Below are 24,205 nucleotides of genomic sequence, written 5' to 3'. Positions count from 1 at the left end.
TGATCTTGGGGAATCAATTCATCAAAGGTTGGTGGAAAGGCCATCAATTGATGCTGATAGTAGGGTTTGAAATTAGGTAATTTCCGAGACATAATAATCGATTTTTAATACTTAAATATATGAAAATCAAATGATTGTGTCAATAAAAATAAGAGGAGATATAACATAAAAAAAGACTGTACCACTTATTTATGATACAGCCCCCTTTTTTGTTTTTAAATTTTCTAAAATTTAATATTATGCATGCATAATATTAAATTGATTGTTATATTTGTTTTTAAACCTTTAAGAACATTATGATAAGTCAGCTGGTATTTTCAATAGTACTTCTTGCAGCAATTTTATTGTTTTATAAAAATGCGCGAAAGATATACCGTAATATTTGTTTAGGTAAATCGGTCAATCGATTTGACAACCCCTCCGAACGTTTAAAGACCATGCTCTTGGTTGCATTTGGGCAGAAAAAAATGTTCAAGCGCCCCATCCCTGCACTCTTACACCTCTTTGTCTATGTAGGCTTCTGCATTATCAATATTGAGATGATCGAAATCCTGATTGATGGAGTATTCGGCACACATCGTGTCCTCGCTTTCATGGGTGGATTTTATGCTGTATTGATTGCTTCTTTTGAGGTATTGGCTTTCACCGTGCTATTGTCGTGTGTCATCTTTTTGATTCGTCGTAATGTATTGAAAATAAAGAGGCTGAATCAAGCAGAATTGAATAACTGGCCAAAATCAGATGCCAATTATATCTTGATTACAGAAATATTATTGATGACCGCATTCTTATTTATGAATGCAGCAGATCAAAAATTACAAGCCTTGCAAGCGGACCACTATATTGCTGCAGGCTCCTTCCCTATTAGTCAATATCTGGTAGGCTTACTGCCTGATGCCATGAATAGTTTAATAGCCATCGAGCGTTTTTGCTGGTGGTTTCACATCATAGGTGTATTGGCGTTTCTGAACTACCTACCGATTTCAAAACATTTGCATATTTTATTGGCATTCCCTAACACCTATTTTTCGCGCTTAGAGCCCAAAGGTAAATTTGAAAATATGGAAAGTGTGACAGCAGAAGTCAAAGCTATGCTTGACCCTTCCTTACCTACTCCATCTGGCGAAGTAAGTCGTTTTGGGGTAAAAGATGTGCAGGATTTAACCTGGAAAAATCTTTTGGATGCCTACACCTGTACCGAATGTGGACGCTGTACGGCGGCTTGTCCCGCTAATATCACGGGTAAAATTTTGTCACCACGTAAAATTATGATGGATACGCGCGACCGCCTTGAAGAAGTCGGCAAGCAAATCGATCAGCATAAAACATTTACGGACGATGGAAAATCCTTGTTGGATAATTATATCACCCGAGAAGAAATATGGGCGTGTACCAGCTGCAATGCCTGCGTTGAGCAATGTCCTGTAAATATCAATCCACTGGAAATTATCATGGGCTTGCGCCAATATGCTGTAATGGAGGAATCCCAAGCACCGCAAAGTATAAATATTATGTTGTCCAATCTCGAGAACAATGGTGCGCCATGGAAGTATGCACAAGCTGACCGAGCGAACTGGACGAACATCTAAGAAAGAAATTAAAATGGAAAATACGATACATATCCCTACAGTAGCAGAATTAGTAGCAAAAGGCGAAGCTCCAGAATTATTATTCTGGGTAGGCTGTGCAGGTTCTTTTGACGAGCGCGCTCAACGTATTACACGTGATATTTGCAAAATACTTAGTCATGTAGGTATTAAATATGCTATTCTCGGTACCGAAGAAAGCTGTACCGGCGATCCTGCAAAACGTGCTGGAAATGAATTTTTGTTTCAGATGCAAGCGATGATGAATATTCAAGTGCTTGATGCATATGAAATCAAAAAAATCGTAACAGCTTGCCCGCACTGTTTTAATACCCTGAAAAATGAATATCCATCCTTGGGCGGAAATTATGAGGTAATCCATCATACCCAACTTATTCAGTCCTTAATCGACGAAGGAAAGCTACGTCCTGCTGATGGCAATGAGTTCAAGGGAAAGCGAATTACTTATCATGACCCCTGTTATCTAGGAAGAGCCAATGAAGTCTACGAAGCACCCCGTAAAGTATTGGAAACACTGGATGCAGACTTAGTCGAATTGAAGCGCTGCAGAAGTAATGGCCTTTGCTGTGGAGCGGGTGGTGCGCAGATGTTTAAAGAATCCGAACCCGGACACAAGGATATCAACGTAGAACGCATAGAAGATGTATTGGAAAGCAAAGCAAGCATTGTGGCTGCTGCTTGTCCATTCTGTATGACGATGATTCGCGATGGCGTGAAAGTCAAAGAAAAAGAGCAAGAAATTCAAGTATTGGATATTGCCGAAATAACCGTTAGAGCAAATAAAATATAACAAAAAAGGAAAGCAATGCTTTCCTTTTTTGTTATGATGTACCTAGGAGCAGATTCGAACTGCCACGCCCTTGCGAGCGCCACCCCCTCAAGATGGTGCGTCTACCAATTTCGCCACCTAGGCATGTACTTGGTAGCACAAAAATATAGCTTTTTTTAAAAGATACAAGCCTTATTGGGATAAAATTTTATTATAATTTCGCAGAATAAGTTGCTGTATAATTCCATCCACCAGACCTACGCGCGGTGCGACAATATTCCGCAGGTGACCTGTTTTCATAATAGTCATAAAAATCTCCGCTGCCGGGATAATCACATCGGCTCTATCTGACCTTAGACCTAGCTCATGAATACGTTGATCCATGGTGAAAGAGCTTAAATGATCATACACAGAGGCCAATCTAGCATAGGTAAAAGGCTTATCCTGTCCATTATTAATCATACGGGATAGCTTATTGATGTTGCCTCCAGTACCGATGCCATAAATCTCTTTATAGTCTTTCGTTATATCTTTTACCCATTCGCGCATCTCCTGCCATATCTCCGGTGTATCTTGCTTATCCAATATACGGATAGTACCCAGATTAAAGGATTTAGAACCTTTTAACGCCCCATTAGCGAAAAGCGAAATCTCTGTACTTCCCCCACCCACATCGATATACAGGTATACTTTATCCTTGTCCATAATACCGCTGAGGTAGGCATTATAAATAATTTTGGCTTCATCGCCACCATCAATGATATTGATGTCAATGCCGACTTCCTTGCAGGCGTTGACTACTTGTACTCCATTTTCCGAATCACGCATGGCAGAGGTCGCACATGCTTTGTAGTCGCTGACCTTGTACACATCCAGCAAGTCCTTAAAGGCACGCATCGTCTTCACCATATCCTCAAACTTGGGTGGCGATATCTTTTTGTTCAAAAACGCATCATCACCCAAACGTAGCGGAACACGCAAAAGTGTATTTTTGGTATAGAATACCTTAGAATCCTTGCATAATATATCTGCTATCAATAAGCGTATCGCGTTGGATCCTATATCTATTGCTGCAAATCTCAAGAGTTTTATCGTTTAAAAAGTAAAAAAATAAGAAACCATGTTTGTACCAAACGTTTTCCATACGAAGGAAGTGCCACAAGGGCTTCCTTTCCTTAAAAATACTACATCTGGCGGATATAAATCGCTTTTTTGTAAAAAATAAAAGCAGCGAAATATTCGCTGCTTTTACATATAGTATTTATAAGATAATTATAACAACCGATTTTAGTTCGTTTTTCCGAAACCTAAGATTCTGAAGACAACTTTGAATGCGATAAAAGAAGCAATGACCATTGCAACATTAGCAATTAGAGAGAATAAAAAGGTATATTGATCCAATGCAGAAACAACATCAGGTACGAATCGTACAAATACACCAAATAAACCTAAAATAATAGCAATTGTCAAAGTCACATAGTAATGCGTTTGATTAGCATTGTTATCTGTTTTCTTTGGTTGTCTTTGCGCTACTGTATTTTCCATAATAATATGCTCTTTTTTAACTATTGCAAATGTACAAAGTATATCTACATTTCAAAAATATTTGATCACTAAAAGATAAGTAATTTCCCTTTTTAGCAGATTTATTTAGTAATATTGTTTGCAAATATTGTTATGAAATTTTTTTTAACTAGTATCCTTGTCCTGCTATGTTCATGGATTGCGAATGCGCAATCTATCCAGCAACGTATTGACAATTTTATGATAAAGGAAAGCCTTACAGCAAATGGTAAAATTGCCATCATCGCTGTGGATTCCGCTGATGTGGCGCAGGACCATATAAATGGTACTTTCAAATTCACAATCAATGGTTTTGAGCAGGTGTTAAATTTCCACGACGGTGTAGCCATCCCCTCGCATCCGATAGAAAGTTCAACTTTTGTGTTTTTCAAACACAAAAACCAAGAAAAAACCAGTGGGAAGCTGTATTTCCTTTACAAGAAAGACAATAGTATCAGCCCGATCAAGATTAATGGATTGCTGTTGCTGATTATTCCGGCTGTGATCCTTTTGCTGGCATATGCTGCCAAACGTCTGTTTACGACTTTCATTATCTTGGCTATTGTATACTTTTATTTTTCCTACAGCAAGGGATTATCCCTCAGTCAGCTGCTGGAAAGTGCCTTTCAAACACTTAAAAATCTGATCTAAAAAGGCAGTCCGACACCAAAATTGTATTGAAATAAGCTGTATCGATCAGGTCGGTGACTTTGGTAATAGTCATTTTTAAATTCTTTAGAATTGAATAAATGTTGAATTACCCATTGATCTTTGCCCACGAACTGCGGGTCTTTAAGCTTTAATCCCGCATCAAGGCGAATTGTAAAATAATCCATATCAAATCGCAATCCAAACCCCGTACCTATTGCTATTTGTGAGAAGAACTTATCGAGCTGAAACAATCCGCCTTTATTCAATTCATTTTCACGCAGCAACCACACATTGCCCATATCCAAGAAAGAGGCACCATTCAGCTTCGCACCCAGAAAATTATTTAAAAGTCTAAATCTATATTCGACATTGGATTCTATTTTCATTTCGCCAAGCTGATCCAGATTACGGAGATTCAGTCGCAAATCCTCCCGAATAGAGCTTCTGTTGTAATTTCCCGGCCCTAATGTACGTGCTTGCCAAGCCCTGATACCATTCATTCCCCCTGCATAAAAGCTTTTCTCGAAAATAAGCAGCTTAGAATTATTGCCATAAGGCACGATCGCTCCGCCATTAAATCGGAATACCAACTGACGATTGCCACCAAAATATTTATATAGCCTATAATCTATTTCTCCTTTGATGTATTGCAGATAGGTCACGCCAAAAATCGTGTTGGTGCCGTCTACATTTTTGTTGAAATCAATCATGGTGCTCAATAGCCCTAATGCATTTCCACTTAAATCTATCGCGCCTCTAAAGAAGGAGAAATTCTCTAGCTTCTGCAATTTCTTAGCATTCAAGGTCAAAGCATATTGGGCGCCAAGACCAAAATATTGTCTATCATTGGATGCAATATAGAGCTGGTACCCTTCTTGCTCCAGTTCGTTTCTGAAATTTTCATCAAAACGGCCATCACGATATTCGATAACAATGGGTGTATAGCTGTGCTGCAGATTAGGACGCTGCCACCAGGAGTAATTCAGTGTATTGATAAAATACCTATTCGAATAGGTTCGGTCTTGATTGAAGATCTGAATATTGGTGGAAAAGGTCGTGCGCGGCAAACCATATCGTCCCGCGTTGCCCCTTCCGAAAGGAAGCATCATACGAGGAATAATCAAATTTACGCCCGCTTGAAAATCATTGTTAAAAATTTTGTCCGAGAGCTTCCCTGTAAGACGAGGGTCGAAAAGAACGCCGTATTTCAGCTTAATTTCCAACAATTCGGAACCTCCAAATATATTCCGGTGCGAAAATGTATTACCAATATTGAATCCACTCATCCCCGAGCTAAATGTGTACTCCCCTTCAATCTGGTTGGACATCAGTGGACGTGGTAGGACCTCATAGTTCACATTCAACAGGTTGCCCTCCTCTTTCTCATAAGAGATTTTGACACTACGAAAACCATTCATTTCGTACAATCTGTCGTACGAAAGATTTTCATTCTGCAAGCTATACGTGTTTCTTTTGCGCAAAAACATATAGCGTGAAAGAGGTTTCAGTCTATACCTTCTGCTGTAATCCGTAAACGCTATACCCTGGATAGAATCCTGAACGGTAGTTGCGTTTGTATTTTTGCCGTCGTAATTGTGGATTTTGAGCGATACATCATTGATCGTGTACACCTGCAGCGAGGTGGAGTCCGGTATGTTAACTTGCACATCAATATCCGCCCTTTGCGGTGTTTGATTCGTGTCTACCGCCACACGCATATATTGCCGCAAGTAGTCATAATAACCTTCGTTGCGCAAGGACTCATAAAGCGATTCGCGAATCTCCGCCAGATCATTCACATTATAAGGAATGCCGGTTTGGAGTTTTGCTGCAGGCACTACCTTCTGATCATAAATCTGTTTGATGTAAGCATTGTCAAAATTAGAAGTAATCTGACCGATTCGAAAAACAGAATCCGGATCAGCGAAGAAGCTGATTCGCGCTTTTTTATTTTGTGTATTTACACTTGGAGTGATCTGTGCACGAAAATAGCCGCGGGACTGTAGAAAGCGTTGAATCTGCAGCGCCGACAGTTCCATCATCGCCGTATCCAAAATATGTGGTGGCTCGCCTACCGGTCTTAGTTTTTCCGATTTGTATCGGCCATCTTTGGTGTTAAAAATGTTATAAATCGTTAGATTCAGTGCTGAATTAGGTCGTATTTCCGTGGAGATATATTGTGCTGCTTGTTCCTTAAGGTGACTGGGAAAACCCTCTAATTCTATTTTGGTGACTAGTGCTTGGTCATCATCTAAATACTTTGAAGAACGGCAAGATTCAAAAAATAAAAGTAAAAATGCTATACTTGTAATAAAAAATAATCTACTCTTTATTTTCATTCATTCAATGTTATCAAAAGCTCAAATAAGTTTAATCACCTCCCTACAAAACAAAAAATTCCGATTACAACATCAAGTCTTTATTGTTGAAGGAATTAAATCTGTATTAGAGTTTGTGAATTCATCTTACAAGGTACAAAAAATATACGCTACCGTGCAAGCTCGCACAAAGTTGGACAAAATCCCGCATAATATAAAATTGGAAGAGGTGACGGAAGCGGAATTTCAAAAAATTTCGAGTCTCAAAAATCCACAAGGTGCATTAGCTTTGGTAACATTACCCGAAACCCAAAACTTTGATCGAAATATCCTGAAAGGCAAGCATACACTGGTACTGGATGATGTGCAAGACCCCGGTAATCTGGGTACTATCATACGGACGGCTGAATGGTTTGGGATAAATCAAATCATTTGTTCCATAGGGACTGTAGATGCCTACAATCCTAAGGTGGTGCAAGCTACGATGGGCTCACTGTCTAGAGTACAAATTTATTATCTAGATATAGAAGAATTTATCGAGCAAAATACGCTTCCAACTTTTGGTGCGCTACTCGATGGTCAATCAATATATAGCACTGACTTTGGGAATGAGGGACTCATCATTATGGGCAATGAAGGAAATGGTATTCGACCGAATTTGATACCCCAAATAGACAAAGCCGTTACTATTCCTCGATTTGGCGCAGCCGAATCCTTGAATGTGGCTGTTGCTACTACCATATTTTGTTCCGAACTTAGCCGACAGCAGACACAAAAATAAGCTCATTCATTATGGATTCCGAACAGCACGGGACAATCTATACTTCTTCTTTCTTTTTACTCTGCTTGAGCACATTGATGTTTTCGGCAAGTTTTAACATGATTATTCCCGAGCTTCCCAATTACTTGTCCTCTTTGGGTGGTGCCGAACACAAAGGGCTTATTATTTCACTATTCACTCTTACCGCAGGGATTTCACGTCCTTTTAGCGGCAAACTCACCGACCAATGGGGGCGTGTGCCCGTGATGGCCATTGGCTCTATCGTCTGTGTGATTTGTGGGTTATTGTATCCTATACTGAGTAGTCTGTCGGGATTTTTCTTACTCCGTCTTGTCCATGGATTCTCCACTGGGTTCAAACCTACCGCTACATCTGCTTATATCGCAGATATTATTCCTTCCAATCGTTGGGGTGAAGCACTAGGAATGCACGGCTTATGTTTTAGCATAGGAAGCGCTATTGGCCCTGCATTGGGTGGATATTTGGCACAAAGCCACGGCATTGACATGATGTTTTACAGCTCATCCGTATTCGCTTTTCTTTCTATTATTATTGTCTTCAATATGAAAGAAACGCTGAAGACTAAGCGTCCATTTCATCGCAGTATGTTAGCTATATCGCGTAAGGATATTATCGAGTGGCGAGTACTCCCCTCGGCGATAGTGATGTTGCTGTGCTATAGTTCGACGGGCGTGATATTGACACTCATTCCGGACTGGAGCGAGAGTTTAGGTGCCGCCAACAAAGGTTTATTTTTCACTGTGTATACAATCTCTTCTGTGGGCATACGTCTATTAACGCGAAAGGCTGCCGATCAGTATGGTCGCACTTCGGTCATGCGCGTAGGTATCGCGGTAATGGTCATCTCCCTGTTGGTATTGGGTTTTGGAAAAAGTCTGAATTACCTGATACTTGGTGCCGGTATTTTTGGGATTGGAAGTGGTATATTATCTCCCGCATTAAATGCGTGGACCATAGACCTGTCGGAACCTTCGCACCGCGGCCGAGCAATGGCTACAATGTATATCGCACTGGAAATGGGTATTGGACTTGGCGCATTATTTGCAGGATATATTTACCACGATATAATACATCGAATTCCCCAAATTATATACGGCAATTCCATTGTAGTATTTCTGGCATTAATGTATATTTATTATTGGGAAAATACAAAGAAAAAAACTTATCATTAGCCTTTTATTATATGGACGTACCATACTCAAAAAAACCTTATTCTATCAATTTGGCCTCAAGCCTATTGGCTTTAGTATTGATTCTGGGACTGATGTATGTATCACAAAGCATACTTATCCCCCTCCTATTTGCCACCCTTATTTCCATTTCGCTCTTTCCTTTAGCCAAGCTATTTGAAAGATTACGCCTGGGAAAGGCTTTTGCAGCATTACTCGCCGTAATCGTGGCAATTGCTATTATCTCGGGTATCATTTGGTTTATAGTGCACCAAAGTATCATTATTGGCAAAGATGCTTCTTCGATCACAGCTAAAGTGCTGTCGGTATTGGAGCAGGGCCAAGCTTGGTTGCAAGAGAAATTTGGTATAGAGAGAAATCAAGTCATGGAAAAATTGCGTGAGCAAGGCAATAAGTCTATGGAAAATGTCGGTGGACTAGTGACTTCGACTTTTGGCTCTCTGGGAAACACATTGGCTAATGCCATTCTGGTTCCTTTGTATTGTTTCTTTATGTTATACTACCGTGACTTCTTTAGAGAATTTTTCTTTAAGGCCTTTAAGTCGAGTCCACAGCGTAAAGTCAATGAGGTATTAAACAAGATTTATCAAGTGGTGCAAAGTTATTTGGTCGGTCTTATTACGGTAATGGGGATCGTAGCTGTGTTGAATACAGGAGGTCTGATGCTGATGGGCATTGATTATGCATGGTTTTTTGGTTCGCTAGCGGCTTTGCTCATGCTTTTGCCTTATATCGGTATTGCTATTGGTTCCATATTGCCTGCATTGTTTGCATTAGCCATCAAAGACAGCGCATGGTATGCAGTAGGTGTAATAGCGTGGTTTCAGGTTGTTCAATTCCTAGAAGGTAATATCATTACCCCCAATATTGTGGGCAGTAAGGTTAGTATCAATCCGCTAATGGCCATTGTCGGTATCATAATCGGTGGTATGCTATTTGGATTGGCCGGTTTGATTATTGCTTTGCCACTTATTGCTACATTGAAAGTTATTTTTGATGCGATCCCATCGATGGAAGCGTTTGGTTTTTTGATTGGTGAACCCGAAAAAGAACATTTAAAACAAAACTCCACTCAGGAATTACTTCGGAAATGGGGAATCGTAAGGTTGCCTAAGAATAAACAGAAAATAGAGGTAGATATCCAAGTGGACACGACCGAAAATCCCTATCAAAACACGTCATTGAAATACAAAGAAATTAACGAAAGTGAAGTGCTTCCTTCCGAAGAACTCACTAATAAAGATAATCCAGACAAAAAAGATTAGCCTAGGCTAATCTTTTTTATTATTTAAAACTTAATACATTCTTTCAATTCATATTGTCTCTTATTGGGGTTAAATTCTCTAAGCACCACGCCGTCGCACAGAAAAGAACTGGCATAGGACGTAAACGTTTTTTTTGCTATGGACAACTTATTTTTATCTAGTTTTCTACCAATAGACAGATGGGGCGAAGTACAGACATATGCATTTGGTATTATAGCTTTCACTTTATATCCGATACTTTTAAACAATTCCTCCAAATAAATATTTGAGGGTTCATCGGGTTTAAGATAAAAGGCTCCTCCCTCATAGGAATCAAAAGATTCAAAACGAATGATTTGCTTGCGCCACTTCGTAATCAAATTAGTCACTTCTTCTTTAATCTGAAGCAGATCATCTTCATCTGCAAAAAACTCACAAATGGTAAAATGAGCTTCCGCATGTACACTATGGTACCAACCGACAAGCGCTTTCAGTTCTTGCTTGATTTGCATAATTTCCTTGACCAAAGTGTAAGGATAAATCACCATAGAATACTTTTTCATACCTTTTCTTTTTTTTATTTTCCTTTTGCTGGAAAGGCAATTACTTTATAATAACTTATTAGAATCTAATCGATGATGCCCGTCGCTGAAATTTCACTTTACTATTCCCGTCTATTTACTGGCACCAAACTTATACCCTAGTTTCCGCATACTGAGCACCTCCACACTGTACACCCCAAATTCTTCGATCACACGACCATATAATTCATAAAATCCCGCACCTAAAAAAGGATATTGTTTATATACCGGTGGAAAATGAACCGTATCCAACCAACCACCATCCACATCCAAGAAAGTTCCAAAACACATCCGCTCGCTCTTGATGGTACGCGTCTCTTTGATCGTAACCAATCGCCCTATAATTTTGATTTGTTGTCCAAGATAAGCAGGCAGATCCTGTACGGTAATGCTTCCTTGGAGGTGCTTTTCTTCTAATAATTCGAAAAAATCACCTACCACAAAACCCAACAAATCCAACTCATCTTTCAAATCCTCCAAACGATCTTCTTCAAAAGAAGGCAGATTGAAGTGCGGCTCATCCGCTGTAGCAAACAAACTAACAGGCACTTCCTTTTCGACACGTTTGCTTTTAAAATTTGCTTCCCACAGCAAAGTCTTTTTATCCAAACCTGTAAACCGCAACGCGCCTATCCGAATTAATAGATTAAGTTGTTCGGGCGATGGATGTAAACGCTGAAAAATATCTTGCAAATCTTTGTATTCACCATTTTTTTTCCGCTCAATGACAATTTGATGTGCAAATCGTTCTTCCAACCCCTGCAAATGGATAAAGCCTACATAAACTTTATTTCCATGAATATTGGTCAGATAATCGCTGTGATTCAGACAAGGTAATTGTATATCGCCTCCATTGCGACGTAGTTCGTGGAAGTAAAATTCCGTACGGTAAAATCCTCCAAAATTATTAATCACCGCTACATAGAATTCCTGAGGATAATAGGTTTTCAGATACAGGCTTTGATAACTTTCGACCGCAAAAGAAGCGGAGTGCCCTTTGGCAAAAGAATATCCACCAAAACTTTCCATTTGTCGCCACACCTCTGCTGTCACTGCATCCGCATAGCCCAATGCGCGGCAGTTGGCAAAAAACTTCTCCCGCAGTTTCTCAAACTTATTCTCCGAACGATATTTTCCGCTCATGGCTCTGCGCAAGATGTCCGCTTCATCCAAAGAAATACCCCCAAAATGATGGGCTACTTTAATCACATCTTCTTGATATACCATGACGCCAAACGTTTCTTCGAGCAATTCTTTCATTTTTGGGTGGAGATATACGATTTTGTCCCGGTCGTGATATCGCTCGATATATTGCTTCATCATACCCGATTGGGCTACCCCTGGGCGAATAATCGAACTTGCTGCCACCAATGTTGTATAATCCGAACACTTGAGTTTCCCCAAAAGTTGACGCATAGCTGGACTCTCAATATAAAAGCAACCGATGGTATCCGCCTGCCGGATTTGCTTAGCCAGCTGCGGGTCATTCAAAAAATTTTCGACCTGATGAATATCAATGTGTTTGCCCCGATTGCTGGCTATCAATTGCAATGCATCTTTGATGTGTCCGAGCCCCCGCTGGCTCAGGATATCAAATTTGTACAGACCTATTCTGTCTGCTTCAAACATATCCATATGCGCCGTCACAAAGCCTTTGGGTGGCAATTCGGTGACTACATATTGGTTCAAGGGTTTTTCGCTAATCAGCACACCGCCCGCATGTACAGAGATATTGGTAGGAAAATTAACGAGCAATTCACCATATTTCTTTATCCAACGCTGAAATTTATCTTCCGCATTCCATTCTTTGGTATGGACCAGACGGTCTATTTCTTCTTTGGGAAGACCAAAGACCTTTCCCAGTTCACGAATAATAGCCCGACGCTGAAAGGTGGTATACATCCCCAATAAGGATACATATTGTCGTCCATAGCGCATAAATATATATTCAAAGATGGCATCACGATCCTGCCAACTGAAGTCGATGTCAAAGTCAGGGGGCGAAGTACGGTTAGGATTCAAAAACCGCTCGAAATACAAATCCAATTTGATGGGATCCACATCCGTAATGCGCAGGCAATAGGCCACCACCGAATTGGCGCCACTCCCCCGGCCTACATGATAAAAACCACGTTCATTCGCATAACGCAAAATATCCCAAACAATGAGGAAATAGGCGTTGAATCCCAAATTGGCAATCATTTTCAATTCCTTTTCCACCCTTTCCATAGCTTGTTTGTTGCGCATGCCATAGCGCATTTTACATCCTTCCATGGCCAGCTTGCGCAATAGCGCCGAATCGTCTTCCTCGGAGGTCGTGAAATATTTCCGATTTTTATCGACGTGAAATTCCATTTCCACTGAACAGGAATTCACCACCTCCATTGTTTTGGAAATAATAGATGGAAAACGGGCAAACGCGCTTACCAACTCCTTTTCTTCCATCAACACTTCGCCTTCTCCAGCATAATCTGCCGCTGTTAATTTAGAAAGCAAGGTATTGTTTGCAATAGCGCGTAGGATACGATGTACATCATAGTAGGTCCTATCCTGATAGGTAACAGGATGCAAAATGACATATTTATTCGAATCTGCTTGTAGCTGCCAGGTTAGATTATTCAAATGCTGGATATCCAAACCAATCAATTCATGTGCGCCCAAAGGCTGTTGCAAAATAGACTCTTGATACCGATAAATCACCCACACATCTTGCGCGGTGAAATGTGGCCGCTCCGGGAAAGTTATTTCCTGTTGTTTGTGATAAGACAAGAAAGCATGAATGGCCAATAATCCGGCATTATTCTTAGCCAACAATACATAGCAAAACGCATTCGCATTACGTACCTCCGCACCCAGGATGGGCTTGATACCTACTGCTTGACATTTCTGCACAAAATCCCAACAATCAGCCGTCGAATTAATATTCGTTAACGCCAATGACTTAATCCCTAATTCAGTCGCTTGCGCTATTAATTTGGCCGGCTCATAGGTGCCATAATGAAAACTAAACCAAGTCTTACAATTCAAAAACATACTGCAAGATTACGCATTAAGTAGTAATTTTTACTAAAATTTTTAGTAAAATATTTTTCCTACACCTGCTGCTACTGCGCATTTCTTTTAGTAAATTGCAGCTATGTTGCCATACATCGACATTCATACTCATCAACTCCAAGCAAATGAAAACACTTTTCAATTGCTCAATTGTATCATCGGAGAAGAGGAATTTTCAAATCAAATTTGTTCGGTAGGCATACATCCTTGGTATGTCCATGAGGATAGGGATGGGCAATTCGGAATCTTAAAACGCCATACAGCCGATAAAAATGTTTTGGCTATTGGCGAATGTGGACTAGATAAAATAACTGATATCGCTTGGCAAACGCAAATCGAAGTATTCGAAAAGCAGATTCTACTCGCTCAAGAATTGCAAAAACCACTTATTATCCACTGTGTACGTGCATACCAAGAAGTCTTTCATATCCTAAAGGAGAAGCAAGTCACAGTGCCGGTGATTTTTCATAGCTTCAACAAGAAGCTTGCACTCGCGCAATCTATTCTTCAACAAGGCTATTACATCAGTCTAGGATCTTCGATCCTACAAGGGAATCAGGATGATCTGATTCAATCCATAGATATGGATAAAGTTTTTCTAGAAACCGACAATAAACCTACCGATGTCGCAGATATCTATTCCTATTTTTGTCGCGTTCGAAAAATCAGCATAAGCGATTTGCAAGAACAAATAGTCGGAAATTTTGAGCAGGTATTTAGATACAACACATTCTCAGGATAGACGCATTAGAGCCTGTAAAAATCCAACAGTAAATCATCATAGAATGTTCAGTTCTATTCTTCAAGAAGAAAATATATGCGTTCGCCCTCTTCACTATTACTTGATTTGAAATGTATAATCTGTTGAATTGAATAGAATGGATATGTTCAAAATATTTTTTTAATCGTAACTTTGCGCCAAGATTTTCTTTTTGGCGCATTTTTTTGTAATACTTAGAAGTAGTTGCGATTAGAGGTCCTGCATTTTGTCAATTCTGAGGTAAATTATTGGTGAATCTTACTTCAGCGAAATAAAATAATAAAATCTGATATTTCTTAGCAAGAGCGAGCTTTCGCTAATAAATATAGAATACATCTAATAATAAAATAGTTAAGAACAGCAACAAGCAAATTAAGAATATTTAATGAGAGATTTATCTTATCTTTCATCAAAAGAAACTACCCATCTATAAATCAAACATTTACATCCATTATAAAATTACGCTGTAAATTATTTGTAAATTAATTCTTTGTAACACAATTATTTACAAAATATTCAGGTAATCCATTTGGATTACTTATTTAAAGTTTTCATATTTGCTTCTGTTAAGAGTTCAGAAGTGCAGAAGCTGAACAATATCCAAAGAAATTTTAGAGCCTAGTCCGAGGGCGGAGACTGCACTTCTCCAAACTCAGCTAGGCTTATTCTTTTAATAACAGAATTATGAGAAATAAAAATTTGAGGATAAGCAAATCAATAATTCCTCTTGATTGGAATCCAAACGATCCCGCCGGTTACAATGAATGGATGAAAATGATCGTCCAAGAAAATTTAAAATCCAACGGCAGTGCCATCGAAAAAAAATCAACCGGATTCGAAGTTCCTGAGCCAAAATTTATAAGTGAAATATTTATTGATGGAATTAAGGATTCATTACAAGGCATGGATAATGTATTAGCCGAAGCCAACAAAATATTAAAGGGAGGTGCCAGATGAATTTATTTTTAATTACTCCCTCCTATGCCTTCAAAAAGAAACGCTGCTTAAAAAGAATTGAAAAAAGAGAATTAGCCAAGTATAAAGAATGCGTCCAACAGATAATTCAAAAGGGTAATACTGAAATTAATGGACAGTCCTATAGTTCTATCGCCGATTTAACTATTGCCTTTTATGGGCTAAGAAATAATAACATTACCTCGCAATATTTTAAACCTCACCTTCAAAATTCCACATTATGAAAAAGAACGGAATCGAAAGCGCTCTCGAATACGGCAAAAGTCTAACAAAAGAGCTTAGTCCAAAAATCCACTATTTAACAGGATACAATCAGGCTGTAGAAGACTATAACAGTATTGAAGCTGATGCAATTCAGGATTTTTTATCAACCGAGATAATGGTATTGAGAGAGAAGAATACCGAGTTGGTGGAGATGCTGCGGAAAGTGCTTCTGTTCAAGAAATACCAACGAGTAGAGGACTACGTATCAATAGATGAAATCGAAGTATTAATCAATTCAAATATTACGGAATGAAAGATCAACTAGAATTAAAACACCTTGCACCTTATTTGCCTTATGGGTTGACTGTAATATTGGGGACTACAGAAAGGAATATAACAGCTGTTTCTATAGATTCAAGATTTGTGTTTGTAGATGCTTATAAAGGCAGTAGAGATAAACAAACGGCAGGTATTGAAAATATCAAACCAATCCTCCGCCCACTATCAGACCTAACAAAAGAGATAGTGCATAATGGAGAAAAGTTTGTGTTTAGTGATGTGTACCTAAGTAACACTACTATAAAAAAAATTTTAGGGCAAGATTGTAGTACATTCAACAATTTCTTAAATGATGTGGATTATAATTCAATACAATTTCTATTTAAATACCACTTAGATGTTTTCGGTTTAATAGATAAAGGTTTGGCAATTTCTTACAAGGAGGCTGGACTATGACACCCAACCTACCACCTCCCATAACTGTACAGATAGGAGAGATATAGGATAATTAAGCAATAAGAATCATTAATCAATTCAAATATTACAGAATGAGAAAAATAGCATTAATAGCAGGTATGATGGCATCAGTAGGAATGTCATTAAGTTCCGCAAATACAAAGAATTTAGGTCGTGTAAGACGATACGTCAACCCAAAGGAAGAAGTTAAGCATCCTCGTAATTCTCCATGCCTTTGCGGCAGTGGTAAGAAGTATAAAAAGTGTTGTTTAAATAAATCAGACCATGCCTAGACCCTACCTACCACCTTCCACAACTGTACATATAGTAGAGTTAGAGGGGATGAATTTTGAAAATTTAATTGATTGATAAATGAAAGAGCAAACAGTATATATAAAGAGATATCCAAGTAAGGGAGAGTTGCCTAAAGAACAGCAACACGTAATTGTATATTGGGATAAAGAACCATTATCCTCAAGGGTAGCTAATCGTTCTAAAAACGGATACTGGTTCTTGTCAGATGAACCATGCGATTGCGATGAACCTGATTACTGGCTCGAAGAAATCGAACTGCCTAGTAAGGAGGATATGAATAAATTAAAACCACAAGATGAATCGTTAGCAGGTGTGTATGATAGTGGTTTTTACAATGGCGCAAGCTTCATCCTAAACAAACTGAAAGGAGAATAACAATGGAAAACACATTAGAAAATAAAGCGAAGTTCTTAGCTCTTTATTGGGGACAAAGGTTAATGAGAGAGGAAATGGACAGTAAATTATACTTCTGCAAACCTGGTAAAGATTCTGATTTTGAATTGAATTACATCGAACTCAAACCCCTATCCTCAATAAGTGATGAGGATGCGGAGTATTGCATCGGTAAAACTGAATGTAGTATGAGAAAGAATGACCCAAATAGCGGTGATTATGGCATGTCTCCATCTTCAATATTTGTTAATTCAATGATTGGTGATAGTAGTTATCATATTGGAAGACGTGAAGCTGATTACTTACGCTCAAAAGGTTATGCTCTGCCTTGGATGGGAGTAACAGTAGAAGAACAAGTAAACAGAGGTTGGATTAAACTGAAAGGAGAAACTAAGCAATCAGAAATTTAAGGCTTCTCCAAAGTGAAACACAAGTACATCAAAATAAGCGCTGTTATTGTGAGTATGATTACAATAATTGCCAATACCTTTTCAGTTGAAATTTTTGCTCTCATAACTTTTCATTATTAATTGGTTCAAAAATAAACTATAAGAGTTAGAAAAGTATTAACAATTAGTTATTAAAAAGGTTTGATGTCGACAAATATTGACGCAATCGATTGAAATAAAATGAAAGGAACAGAACATTTTCAAAACGTAATACTCACGCATCTGCAGGGAGTTGCAGTAAGTGACCAGGCATTCAAAACTAAATTTGAAAACCCTAATAAAAATATAAAGGACTGTATCACCTACATACTTAACACAGTCCAAAAAAGCGGCTGCAATGGCTTTGCTGATGAAGAGATATTTGGAATGGCCATGCACTACTACGATGAAGAAAACATCAAAATAGGCAAAGAAATCAATGCAAAAGTGGTAGTGAACCATACTGACCACCAAGGCAAAAAAGTGCCAACTCCTCCTAAGCAGAAGCCAGTACAAAAAGCCAAACCAAAAAGTGTAACAGAACCATTTGAACAATTAACCATGTTTTAAGCTATGCAACCAAGAACCAAAATACAACATGAAGTATCCGCAATGAATCGGAATCTTATTGATATCAAATCCAAAATTGAAACTTGGGCATTTAGTGAGTGTAATGAGAAAGTTGGGATTGCTACAAAAAGTAAATTTTGGTGTATTGATTGTGGTGATGAGCATCCTATATCATTGGTTAAAAATGATAAAGCAGTATGCCCGGGATGCAATGCTAAACTTACAATTACAAAAAGCAGAAAGCGCAAGTTTGATCAATCCTACTGGGTTGCCTTTGCAGAATTGTCTGCAGGTGAAATTCTTGGAGAGGTGCAAGTAATACGATTATTCGAAGTTCGTTCCTACCACGCATTACACCGCAAACCAAAAATGTATATCCAGGAAAACATTAGACAATTTATTCCGGCTGATCATTCCAAAATTCAATACGTAGCACGTAAAAGAAATATGGGTGCAGGATATCCGGTATATGGGGATTTGGAGATTAGAAAAATCGAGCATTATAATGGATATATCTATAATCCTTATCCATACAAATATCATCCTTGGTCAAGTTTTAAACCACAATATGAGAAATTAGGAATTAACAAGGATTTACAAGGACTTACTTTCCTTACTGCATCTTCAATTTTGAGATACGATAGTAAGGCAGAAACTCTACTTAAACTAAAAGAATATTCTCTCCTTAGTGAATGCTCAAACAATAGCAGTAAAGTAAATTACCATTGGCCAAGCATAAAAATTGCTATGCGCAATAAATACAAAATTGAGGATGCCGGAATGTGGCTTGATTATCTTGATCTACTCAACCTATTTGGTAAAGACATTCGCAGTCCAAAATACATTTGTCCAAAAGACCTTAAGAAAGAGCATGACAGGTATGTAGCTAAGAAAAAAGCACACGACAAAAAAATTCGCCTGCAGGAACAAAAGAAAAAGCTCATCCAGGATCAAAAAGAATATGCAAAAGCAAGAGGTGTATTTTTTGGCATTCAATTCAGTGATGGTGATTTAGAAGTCAAGGTACTTGAATCTGTTAAAGAATTTTTGGAGCAAGGTGAAACACTACACCATTGCGTATATGCCAACTCATATTACAAGAAGAAAGAATCTTTAGTTTTAGCAGCCTTCAAGGATGGAGCACCACTTGAAACAATTGAACTTAATCTCGAGAAAATGGAGATAGTACAATCACGAGGGTTACATAATAATCCAAGTCCATTCAATACAAAGATTAAGCAACTTGTGCAGAATAATCTGCATGTAATCCAAAATGCAAGATCGCAAATAGCAGTTTAGAATCATGAACCCATCAACAATACGATATGACCTCGCTACCAAAGCCTATGCAATAGAACTTATTGTCTATCATAGACATACTATTGCTGAGGCTGCATCAATAATCGGCTGTAAGATCAACACCTTATCTAAATGGTATAGTGACTACTTAGGTTATCGTGGTGATGACAAAGGTTTATTGGTGTTGGGTTCGAAAATTAATGAAATGAGTGATAATCGAGAATATCACAGTATTTAATGATATGAGCCGATTAGGATAGTTAATTGGCTCATCAAATAACAAACTATACGCAAAAGGGTATAAAAGCGCTTTAAACAGCTATTACTATACCCTAAAGCATATAATAATCAAATAACAGTCAAATGAAAACACACGAGATCAAAACAGAAAAAGGCGAGTTTGTTGTAAAAGAATATAGCCAAGATAGAGGTAAAACTATAGCGCAAGCTTTGTTAGACAAATTCTGCGGAAGAATGGATGGTTATGAGTTTATCTGCAAACTATCCGAAGCTACAGAAGAAGATGCTAAAGGTATGGTGGATGAATTCGAATTTGGAACTAAACCAAATCCCCATCTAAGATTTTGCCACTACATTGAAGATAGATGCAATTTAGCGTCACCACTAGATTCCCTACACTCCCTACTAAACTCAAAAGGAATAGACATTAATAATGGTAATTGGTATTTATTTAAGAAGGTATAGAACTCTTTTTATTGTTACGCCAAACCCAATATGCGATTGCTCCTAAAGCATTAAAAAAAAGGAAGATGATAACCCAGAATAATCGCTCATTATGTGTTAAATGTTTATCGACAATGAGTTTGTAAAATAAATATAAATATAGAATAAAGGGAATAAGCAATATACTCATTTCCAATTTACCAACGTTGAAAAACAATAGATTCATAATTTTCAGTTTAATCAAATATAGCAATCTAAATTTATTATAAATAAATAAATCAATAATGAAACTAACAAAATCTCAACGTCAAGCACTTAAAGAAAAATATCAAGGTCGTTGCGCTTATTGTGGCGACCTTCTCGGAGATCGTTGGCACGCAGACCATATAGAGCCAATTGTACGTAATTGGTGGAATGGAACATGTGAACATCCAGAGCGCAACACATTAGAAAACTTCAATCCCTCATGCCCTAGTTGTAATATCGTAAAGAGCAGCATGTCTTTAGATAGCTTCCGCAAAATCATAGGAGGATTCATTACCTCATTGAATAGAGATAGTACCCAATACAAATTTGCAAAGCGTTATGGTTTACTAGAGGAAAAAGAGATTGAAGTTAGGTTTTGGTTTGAGAGGTGTGGTTAGTGAGAGAATTTTAGAGAAAAATATTCTTCAAGCAACTCTTTACCCCAGTTATCCACAGGATGTCCAGAATTTAATTCATCAATTACTAATTTACTTTTGTCTTCCTTCTGAATGACCGCGGATACTGGAATTTCATTGTCTTCTAGATACAATGCCACACCTATGTTCTGATTGTTGAATCTTACATAATTTACAGTAATTTTTGGAAGTACTGTAGACTCATTTAGCTCTAACTGCGAGCCTTTTTCTAATTGTTCTTTTTTCATGATTATTTGTTTTAAAGTATAACCCAAAGATAAACAATACATTTCAACGTGTTCGAAAGAGGTACAAGCCTAGACTAAACCTCTAGGCTTTCCAACTACTCATCACTCTATTTGACGATATACTCAAGCAATACCACTGAATTATCTTCTTCATCTAAGGAATCCAGAAATTTCCATAAATCACCATCTACTTTGACATCCTCACCATTACGCAAAAAGTGATGGCCCTCTTCAATACATTGTTGTATTTGTTCTTTTGTCATTATTCATCTACATATTAATCAGTTGCAAAAACAGATTTGGTAAAATTTTGTTTTAACCTTACACTAAATGTGTAAGTATATGATACATCAATTAAATCCAACTATATTCGTTGACACTCCTCTAGGAAAAGGTCATGCAATTTTTTTAATTGATTACGGTATGCATCAAAATTCCTGCTGGGTTGTAGCATTAGAAGATAATGGTATCGTAAAACATTTCGATGCAAATGATATTATTGTAGCCACAAATTACACGTACCATATTAATCAGAATAAGAATTCTCACTAATAAATATAAACTTTTTTAAATTTTTAGATTATGGCATTTGACATAGCAAACGAAGACAAAGTTTCAAAAATGATTGAGAGTGAAACTTCAAAAATCCCATCAGTCGTATTTTTAGGTGCAGCATTATTAGCTATGGGAGTATCTGCAGCCTTGAAATGTATTAGAGGAAAAGATGACAAGGATGCGTTGTTTGTAGGTCAATGGGCAGCGCCATTCCTCATATTGGGCATCTATAACAAGATTGTCAAAACTAGTGGTCACGATTAATTTTTTAAGCCTAACCTAACCGTTAGGCTTTCTATAATCCATTTAATCAGTCCAATTATAACTAATACAGATAACCCCCACATTAAGCTATTATATAACCAATCGGGCATCCAATTAAATCGAGGATGCTTATGTATTATACAGTTCCTCAACTGGTTGATTAGTCACTTTTATGACCTTATTTGTGTCTAACCACACATGATCGATATTGCGCACTTGCAAATCAGCTGGAGTAATAAAATTATGATCAGGATCTTCAACACTATCCTCCAGATAAAACATCATATTTTTTTGTGCTATCTTACATAATTTAAATACAGCATCTTCTTCTAACCAATTAATATCTGATAAAAGCATATTTACACCTCTATCTTTGCAATGCTGCATTGCTTCTTCGACTGTGAATTTTTCTTTCATATAAATACTTCTCCAATTAAATCTTCTTCTCTTATATTTTTAATAGCGTCATCAATCACCAATAGATTAGGTTCTTTGAATGGCACCATTTTACCCGATGTATCCAAAGAAAGTAAATATGTCATTACATCCTCCACGCGCTCCGGGAACCACACTACCTTCTCCTCTGTCAACTTGTGATTGGAGGTAAGTATATTATATCCCTTAGATTTTAATATCTTTAACTGAAAATGCGTTAATTTTTCAAACCTCATAACTGCAAATATTATGTGCTATCATGTCGGAACCCCTTCTCATCCGGAACTGCAAAAGCGTTATCCGAAAAAGAAAATCAACTACAGCTCAGACGAAATATATCACGTCAGTGGCTTCGCTCGTCCCTACCTACCTGTAACTCTGAACAAGGATGCTGATAGTATTGTTTCAGCTAGGTGGAAGTTGCTACCATTTTGGGTAAAAACGGAAGCGGATGGTGCTAAATATGCTAATACACTTAATGCAGAATCAGAATCCATCTTCGAAAAAGCATCCTATAAAAATTACATTGGCAAAAATCGTGGTCTGCTTTACGTCACCGGATTCTATGAACCCCACAAAGTGAAAGGCCAAAAGGAAACAGATAATTACTTTATATACGCACCTAATAAGGAAATATTCACCCTGGGCATAGTCTATTCTGATTTCACGGATCAAGATACCGGAGAAACTTATCCTACATTTAGCATCATAACTACTGCTGCAAATCCTCTACTTGAAGAGATCCATAACGAAAAGAAGCGGATGCCTTTAATTATACCTGAGGGTAACCGCGATGCCTGGTTATTTGCTGAGGGCAGAGAAGAGATTCAATCACTAATGAAACCATACGATGGCGAGTTAGGATCACATCAAGTATACCGCGTGACCGGAGCTCGAGGAGTTGACACTAATACGCCCGAAATTCAGCAACCTATTTCTTCTTAACCTTAAAGTCCGTATTATACTTATTTGATTTATCTATGATTTCCTGCAGCTTCGCATTGGCCACATTGACCCATTGCGAAGCTAATCGGATGGCGTACATCGGAGTCACGATTTTAAAGTCACTAAAGTTGTTTGTTTTGTTCCCTTCTTTATAAAGCGTATCCCACTGCTCATCCAGTTCCTCCGGTGTGTAAAACGCTTTCAATGATTGAATGTAAATCCAACAATTACCCACCCTTGCTTCCGAAATTATCTTATCGATATTCGAAGGTACATTCTTAGCTCTATTATTCCATCCGCCATTCATAATGATACAATTTTACTAATATTTTTAGTAAAATAGATATAGAATTTTAAAATGTTACAATGCCCTTAGAGATAATAAATATATTATATTTCCGTTACCTAATGTATAAAGTGATTTTTTTTCATAATTATAGGTGTGGAGCCTACTCTAAATATTAGGGTAGGTTTTTTATTTACAAAATTACTCTTATAAAAAAAGCCTACCCCATGAAGAGTAGGCCTACATCTACTATATGATTCTTAATCATAATATTCAATTAACAATGTTTAATAGTAATAGTTCGAAACTATTTAATTAATTATTTAGATCTATTGAATGTATATGTTTCTCTACAATTAAACCATTTGTGATTGTAATTAAAAGTTAGAGTTTTTTATAATTGTATGAAATTAATTTGTATATAAGTTTTTAATTATACTATCTTTTGGGAATATAAAGCCTGCTCATTAAACTAGGCAGGCTTTTATTACAATTTAAATATTTCTTCAAATAAAAAATATCAACTCTAGAAAGCCCTCTACTTAATTTAAGTGGATTTTCTATTTATACCACGCCTAACGTGCGTTTATAAATTTCAAACATTTCTCTCGTTATTTCCAAATTCTGGTAATAATATTTAAGATAGTACCGGATAGGAGATTGACAAT

The 24,205-nt window shown here is 37.7% G+C and carries 31 protein-coding genes and 1 tRNA gene; 20 read left to right on the top strand and 12 right to left on the bottom strand.

The genetic code is table 11. From position 1 onward, the window contains the following. The first annotated feature begins 296 nt into the window (after window positions 1–296). Together EDC17_RS06115 and EDC17_RS06110 are read left to right on the top strand one after the other, a co-directional pair. Window positions 297–1,589, top strand: a complete 1,293-nt coding sequence (locus tag EDC17_RS06115; protein WP_132777261.1) for a (Fe-S)-binding protein — start codon at window positions 297–299, stop codon at window positions 1,587–1,589. Window positions 1,590–1,602: 13 nt separating this feature from the next. Then, complete coding sequence (locus EDC17_RS06110) at window positions 1,603–2,397, top strand: (Fe-S)-binding protein (RefSeq protein WP_132777263.1); 795 nt, start codon at window positions 1,603–1,605, stop codon at window positions 2,395–2,397. 39 nt (window positions 2,398–2,436) lie between these two features. Here EDC17_RS06110 and EDC17_RS06105 read toward each other — a convergent pair. From EDC17_RS06105 to EDC17_RS06095, 3 genes are all read right to left on the bottom strand, one after another. Further along, window positions 2,437–2,520: transfer RNA gene (locus EDC17_RS06105), tRNA-Leu, on the bottom strand. Window positions 2,521–2,568: 48 nt separating this feature from the next. Continuing rightward, window positions 2,569–3,459, bottom strand: a complete 891-nt coding sequence (locus EDC17_RS06100) for a Ppx/GppA phosphatase family protein (protein WP_132777260.1) — start codon at window positions 3,457–3,459, stop codon at window positions 2,569–2,571. A 204-nt stretch (window positions 3,460–3,663) separates the two neighbouring features. After that, on the bottom strand, window positions 3,664–3,921 hold the full coding sequence (locus EDC17_RS06095) for a hypothetical protein (RefSeq protein WP_132777259.1): 258 nt from the start codon (window positions 3,919–3,921) through the stop codon (window positions 3,664–3,666). Between the two features lie 132 nt (window positions 3,922–4,053). On the opposite strand from EDC17_RS06095, the gene EDC17_RS06090 reads away from it, so the two are divergent. Next, entirely contained in the window at window positions 4,054–4,590 is a 537-nt protein-coding gene (locus EDC17_RS06090) for a hypothetical protein (protein ID WP_132777258.1), read from the top strand. Here EDC17_RS06090 and tamL read toward each other — a convergent pair. Then, window positions 4,587–6,929: a translocation and assembly module lipoprotein TamL gene (gene tamL, locus EDC17_RS06085; RefSeq protein ID WP_132777257.1), complete on the bottom strand. Its 2,343-nt coding sequence runs from the start codon at window positions 6,927–6,929 to the stop codon at window positions 4,587–4,589. The genes EDC17_RS06090 and tamL overlap by 4 nt on opposite strands. 7 nt (window positions 6,930–6,936) lie before the next feature. Here tamL and EDC17_RS06080 point away from each other — a divergent pair, with 7 nt between their 5' ends. The 3 genes from EDC17_RS06080 to EDC17_RS06070 are packed head-to-tail and all read left to right on the top strand — an operon-like array spanning window position 6,937 to window position 10,165. Further along, window positions 6,937–7,689 carry a TrmH family RNA methyltransferase gene (locus tag EDC17_RS06080; RefSeq protein WP_132777256.1) on the top strand — a complete coding sequence of 251 codons (753 nt, stop codon included), beginning with the start codon at window positions 6,937–6,939 and terminating at the stop codon, window positions 7,687–7,689. An 11-nt stretch (window positions 7,690–7,700) separates the two neighbouring features. Beyond that, entirely contained in the window at window positions 7,701–8,882 is a 1,182-nt protein-coding gene (locus tag EDC17_RS06075) for an MFS transporter (RefSeq protein WP_132777255.1), read from the top strand. Window positions 8,883–8,893: 11 nt separating this feature from the next. After that, complete coding sequence (locus tag EDC17_RS06070) at window positions 8,894–10,165, top strand: AI-2E family transporter (RefSeq protein WP_132777254.1); 1,272 nt, start codon at window positions 8,894–8,896, stop codon at window positions 10,163–10,165. Window positions 10,166–10,188: 23 nt separating this feature from the next. On the opposite strand, the gene EDC17_RS06065 is transcribed toward EDC17_RS06070, so the two are convergent. Both EDC17_RS06065 and EDC17_RS06060 read right to left on the bottom strand, forming a co-directional pair. Further along, window positions 10,189–10,707, bottom strand: coding sequence for a 2'-5' RNA ligase family protein (locus EDC17_RS06065; protein ID WP_132777253.1), 519 nt, complete (start codon window positions 10,705–10,707; stop codon window positions 10,189–10,191). A gap of 111 nt (window positions 10,708–10,818) precedes the next feature. Continuing rightward, entirely contained in the window at window positions 10,819–13,758 is a 2,940-nt protein-coding gene (locus tag EDC17_RS06060) for a DNA polymerase III subunit alpha (protein ID WP_132777252.1), read from the bottom strand. 103 nt (window positions 13,759–13,861) lie between these two features. Between EDC17_RS06060 and EDC17_RS06055 the strand changes: the two genes are divergently transcribed. The 11 genes from EDC17_RS06055 to EDC17_RS06005 all read left to right on the top strand — a co-directional run bounded on the left by EDC17_RS06055 (window position 13,862) and on the right by EDC17_RS06005 (window position 20,163). After that, the gene (locus EDC17_RS06055) at window positions 13,862–14,521 is read left to right on the top strand and encodes a TatD family hydrolase (protein ID WP_132777251.1); all 660 of its coding nucleotides are present in this window, start codon (window positions 13,862–13,864) and stop codon (window positions 14,519–14,521) included. A gap of 702 nt (window positions 14,522–15,223) precedes the next feature. Further along, on the top strand, window positions 15,224–15,496 hold the full coding sequence (locus tag EDC17_RS06050) for a hypothetical protein (protein WP_132777250.1): 273 nt from the start codon (window positions 15,224–15,226) through the stop codon (window positions 15,494–15,496). A gap of 238 nt (window positions 15,497–15,734) precedes the next feature. Next, entirely contained in the window at window positions 15,735–16,031 is a 297-nt protein-coding gene (locus EDC17_RS06045; RefSeq protein ID WP_132777249.1) for a hypothetical protein, read from the top strand. Continuing rightward, on the top strand, window positions 16,028–16,453 hold the full coding sequence (locus EDC17_RS06040; RefSeq protein ID WP_132777248.1) for a hypothetical protein: 426 nt from the start codon (window positions 16,028–16,030) through the stop codon (window positions 16,451–16,453). Before EDC17_RS06045 ends, EDC17_RS06040 begins: the two co-directional genes overlap by 4 nt. 92 nt (window positions 16,454–16,545) lie before the next feature. Continuing rightward, window positions 16,546–16,746, top strand: coding sequence for an SEC-C metal-binding domain-containing protein (locus tag EDC17_RS17575; RefSeq protein WP_394343349.1), 201 nt, complete (start codon window positions 16,546–16,548; stop codon window positions 16,744–16,746). 79 nt (window positions 16,747–16,825) lie between these two features. Beyond that, window positions 16,826–17,143 carry a hypothetical protein gene (locus tag EDC17_RS06030; protein ID WP_132777247.1) on the top strand — a complete coding sequence of 106 codons (318 nt, stop codon included), beginning with the start codon at window positions 16,826–16,828 and terminating at the stop codon, window positions 17,141–17,143. 2 nt (window positions 17,144–17,145) lie between these two features. Continuing rightward, window positions 17,146–17,571: a hypothetical protein gene (locus EDC17_RS06025; RefSeq protein ID WP_132777246.1), complete on the top strand. Its 426-nt coding sequence runs from the start codon at window positions 17,146–17,148 to the stop codon at window positions 17,569–17,571. Window positions 17,572–17,790: 219 nt separating this feature from the next. After that, window positions 17,791–18,159: a PcfK-like family protein gene (locus EDC17_RS06020; RefSeq protein ID WP_132777245.1), complete on the top strand. Its 369-nt coding sequence runs from the start codon at window positions 17,791–17,793 to the stop codon at window positions 18,157–18,159. A 3-nt stretch (window positions 18,160–18,162) separates the two neighbouring features. Further along, window positions 18,163–19,458, top strand: coding sequence for a PcfJ domain-containing protein (locus EDC17_RS06015; protein ID WP_132777244.1), 1,296 nt, complete (start codon window positions 18,163–18,165; stop codon window positions 19,456–19,458). Between the two features lie 4 nt (window positions 19,459–19,462). Next, window positions 19,463–19,696, top strand: a complete 234-nt coding sequence (locus EDC17_RS06010; RefSeq protein ID WP_132777243.1) for a hypothetical protein — start codon at window positions 19,463–19,465, stop codon at window positions 19,694–19,696. Between the two features lie 125 nt (window positions 19,697–19,821). Continuing rightward, window positions 19,822–20,163, top strand: a complete 342-nt coding sequence (locus EDC17_RS06005) for a hypothetical protein (RefSeq protein ID WP_132777242.1) — start codon at window positions 19,822–19,824, stop codon at window positions 20,161–20,163. On the opposite strand, the gene EDC17_RS17570 is transcribed toward EDC17_RS06005, so the two are convergent. Then, window positions 20,150–20,332 carry a PLDc N-terminal domain-containing protein gene (locus EDC17_RS17570; protein ID WP_394343350.1) on the bottom strand — a complete coding sequence of 61 codons (183 nt, stop codon included), beginning with the start codon at window positions 20,330–20,332 and terminating at the stop codon, window positions 20,150–20,152. The two genes, EDC17_RS06005 and EDC17_RS17570, sit on opposite strands and share 14 nt — an antisense overlap. A 94-nt stretch (window positions 20,333–20,426) precedes the next feature. Here EDC17_RS17570 and EDC17_RS05995 point away from each other — a divergent pair, with 94 nt between their 5' ends. After that, window positions 20,427–20,786: an HNH endonuclease gene (locus EDC17_RS05995; RefSeq protein ID WP_132777240.1), complete on the top strand. Its 360-nt coding sequence runs from the start codon at window positions 20,427–20,429 to the stop codon at window positions 20,784–20,786. Here EDC17_RS05995 and EDC17_RS05990 read toward each other — a convergent pair. Continuing rightward, entirely contained in the window at window positions 20,783–21,052 is a 270-nt protein-coding gene (locus tag EDC17_RS05990) for a hypothetical protein (RefSeq protein WP_132777239.1), read from the bottom strand. The genes EDC17_RS05995 and EDC17_RS05990 overlap by 4 nt on opposite strands. A 107-nt stretch (window positions 21,053–21,159) precedes the next feature. Next, entirely contained in the window at window positions 21,160–21,315 is a 156-nt protein-coding gene (locus EDC17_RS16835) for a hypothetical protein (protein WP_165894374.1), read from the bottom strand. A 319-nt stretch (window positions 21,316–21,634) separates the two neighbouring features. Between EDC17_RS16835 and EDC17_RS05980 the strand changes: the two genes are divergently transcribed. Further along, window positions 21,635–21,871 (top strand): hypothetical protein, encoded by a 237-nt coding sequence (locus EDC17_RS05980; protein WP_132777238.1) that lies wholly within the window; start codon window positions 21,635–21,637, stop codon window positions 21,869–21,871. Between the two features lie 129 nt (window positions 21,872–22,000). Here EDC17_RS05980 and EDC17_RS05975 read toward each other — a convergent pair whose 3' ends face one another. Together EDC17_RS05975 and EDC17_RS05970 are read right to left on the bottom strand one after the other, a co-directional pair. Next, entirely contained in the window at window positions 22,001–22,288 is a 288-nt protein-coding gene (locus EDC17_RS05975) for a hypothetical protein (RefSeq protein WP_132777237.1), read from the bottom strand. Next, the gene (locus EDC17_RS05970; protein WP_132777236.1) at window positions 22,285–22,542 is read right to left on the bottom strand and encodes a hypothetical protein; all 258 of its coding nucleotides are present in this window, start codon (window positions 22,540–22,542) and stop codon (window positions 22,285–22,287) included. The genes EDC17_RS05975 and EDC17_RS05970 overlap by 4 nt, the downstream gene beginning before the upstream one ends. Before the next feature lie 13 nt (window positions 22,543–22,555). On the opposite strand from EDC17_RS05970, the gene EDC17_RS05965 reads away from it, so the two are divergent. Then, window positions 22,556–23,251: an SOS response-associated peptidase gene (locus EDC17_RS05965; RefSeq protein WP_132777235.1), complete on the top strand. Its 696-nt coding sequence runs from the start codon at window positions 22,556–22,558 to the stop codon at window positions 23,249–23,251. On the opposite strand, the gene EDC17_RS05960 is transcribed toward EDC17_RS05965, so the two are convergent. Continuing rightward, a complete protein-coding gene (locus tag EDC17_RS05960; RefSeq protein ID WP_132777234.1) occupies window positions 23,238–23,558 on the bottom strand; it encodes a hypothetical protein in 321 nt (106 codons plus the stop codon). The genes EDC17_RS05965 and EDC17_RS05960 overlap by 14 nt on opposite strands. Window positions 23,559–24,205: the final 647 nt, after the last annotated feature.

Origin of the sequence: Sphingobacterium alimentarium (genome assembly GCF_004342685.1) — a bacterium.
GTDB classification, from domain to species: Bacteria; Bacteroidota; Bacteroidia; order Sphingobacteriales; family Sphingobacteriaceae; genus Sphingobacterium; species Sphingobacterium alimentarium.
This window is presented reverse-complemented; position numbering and strand designations above follow the sequence as displayed.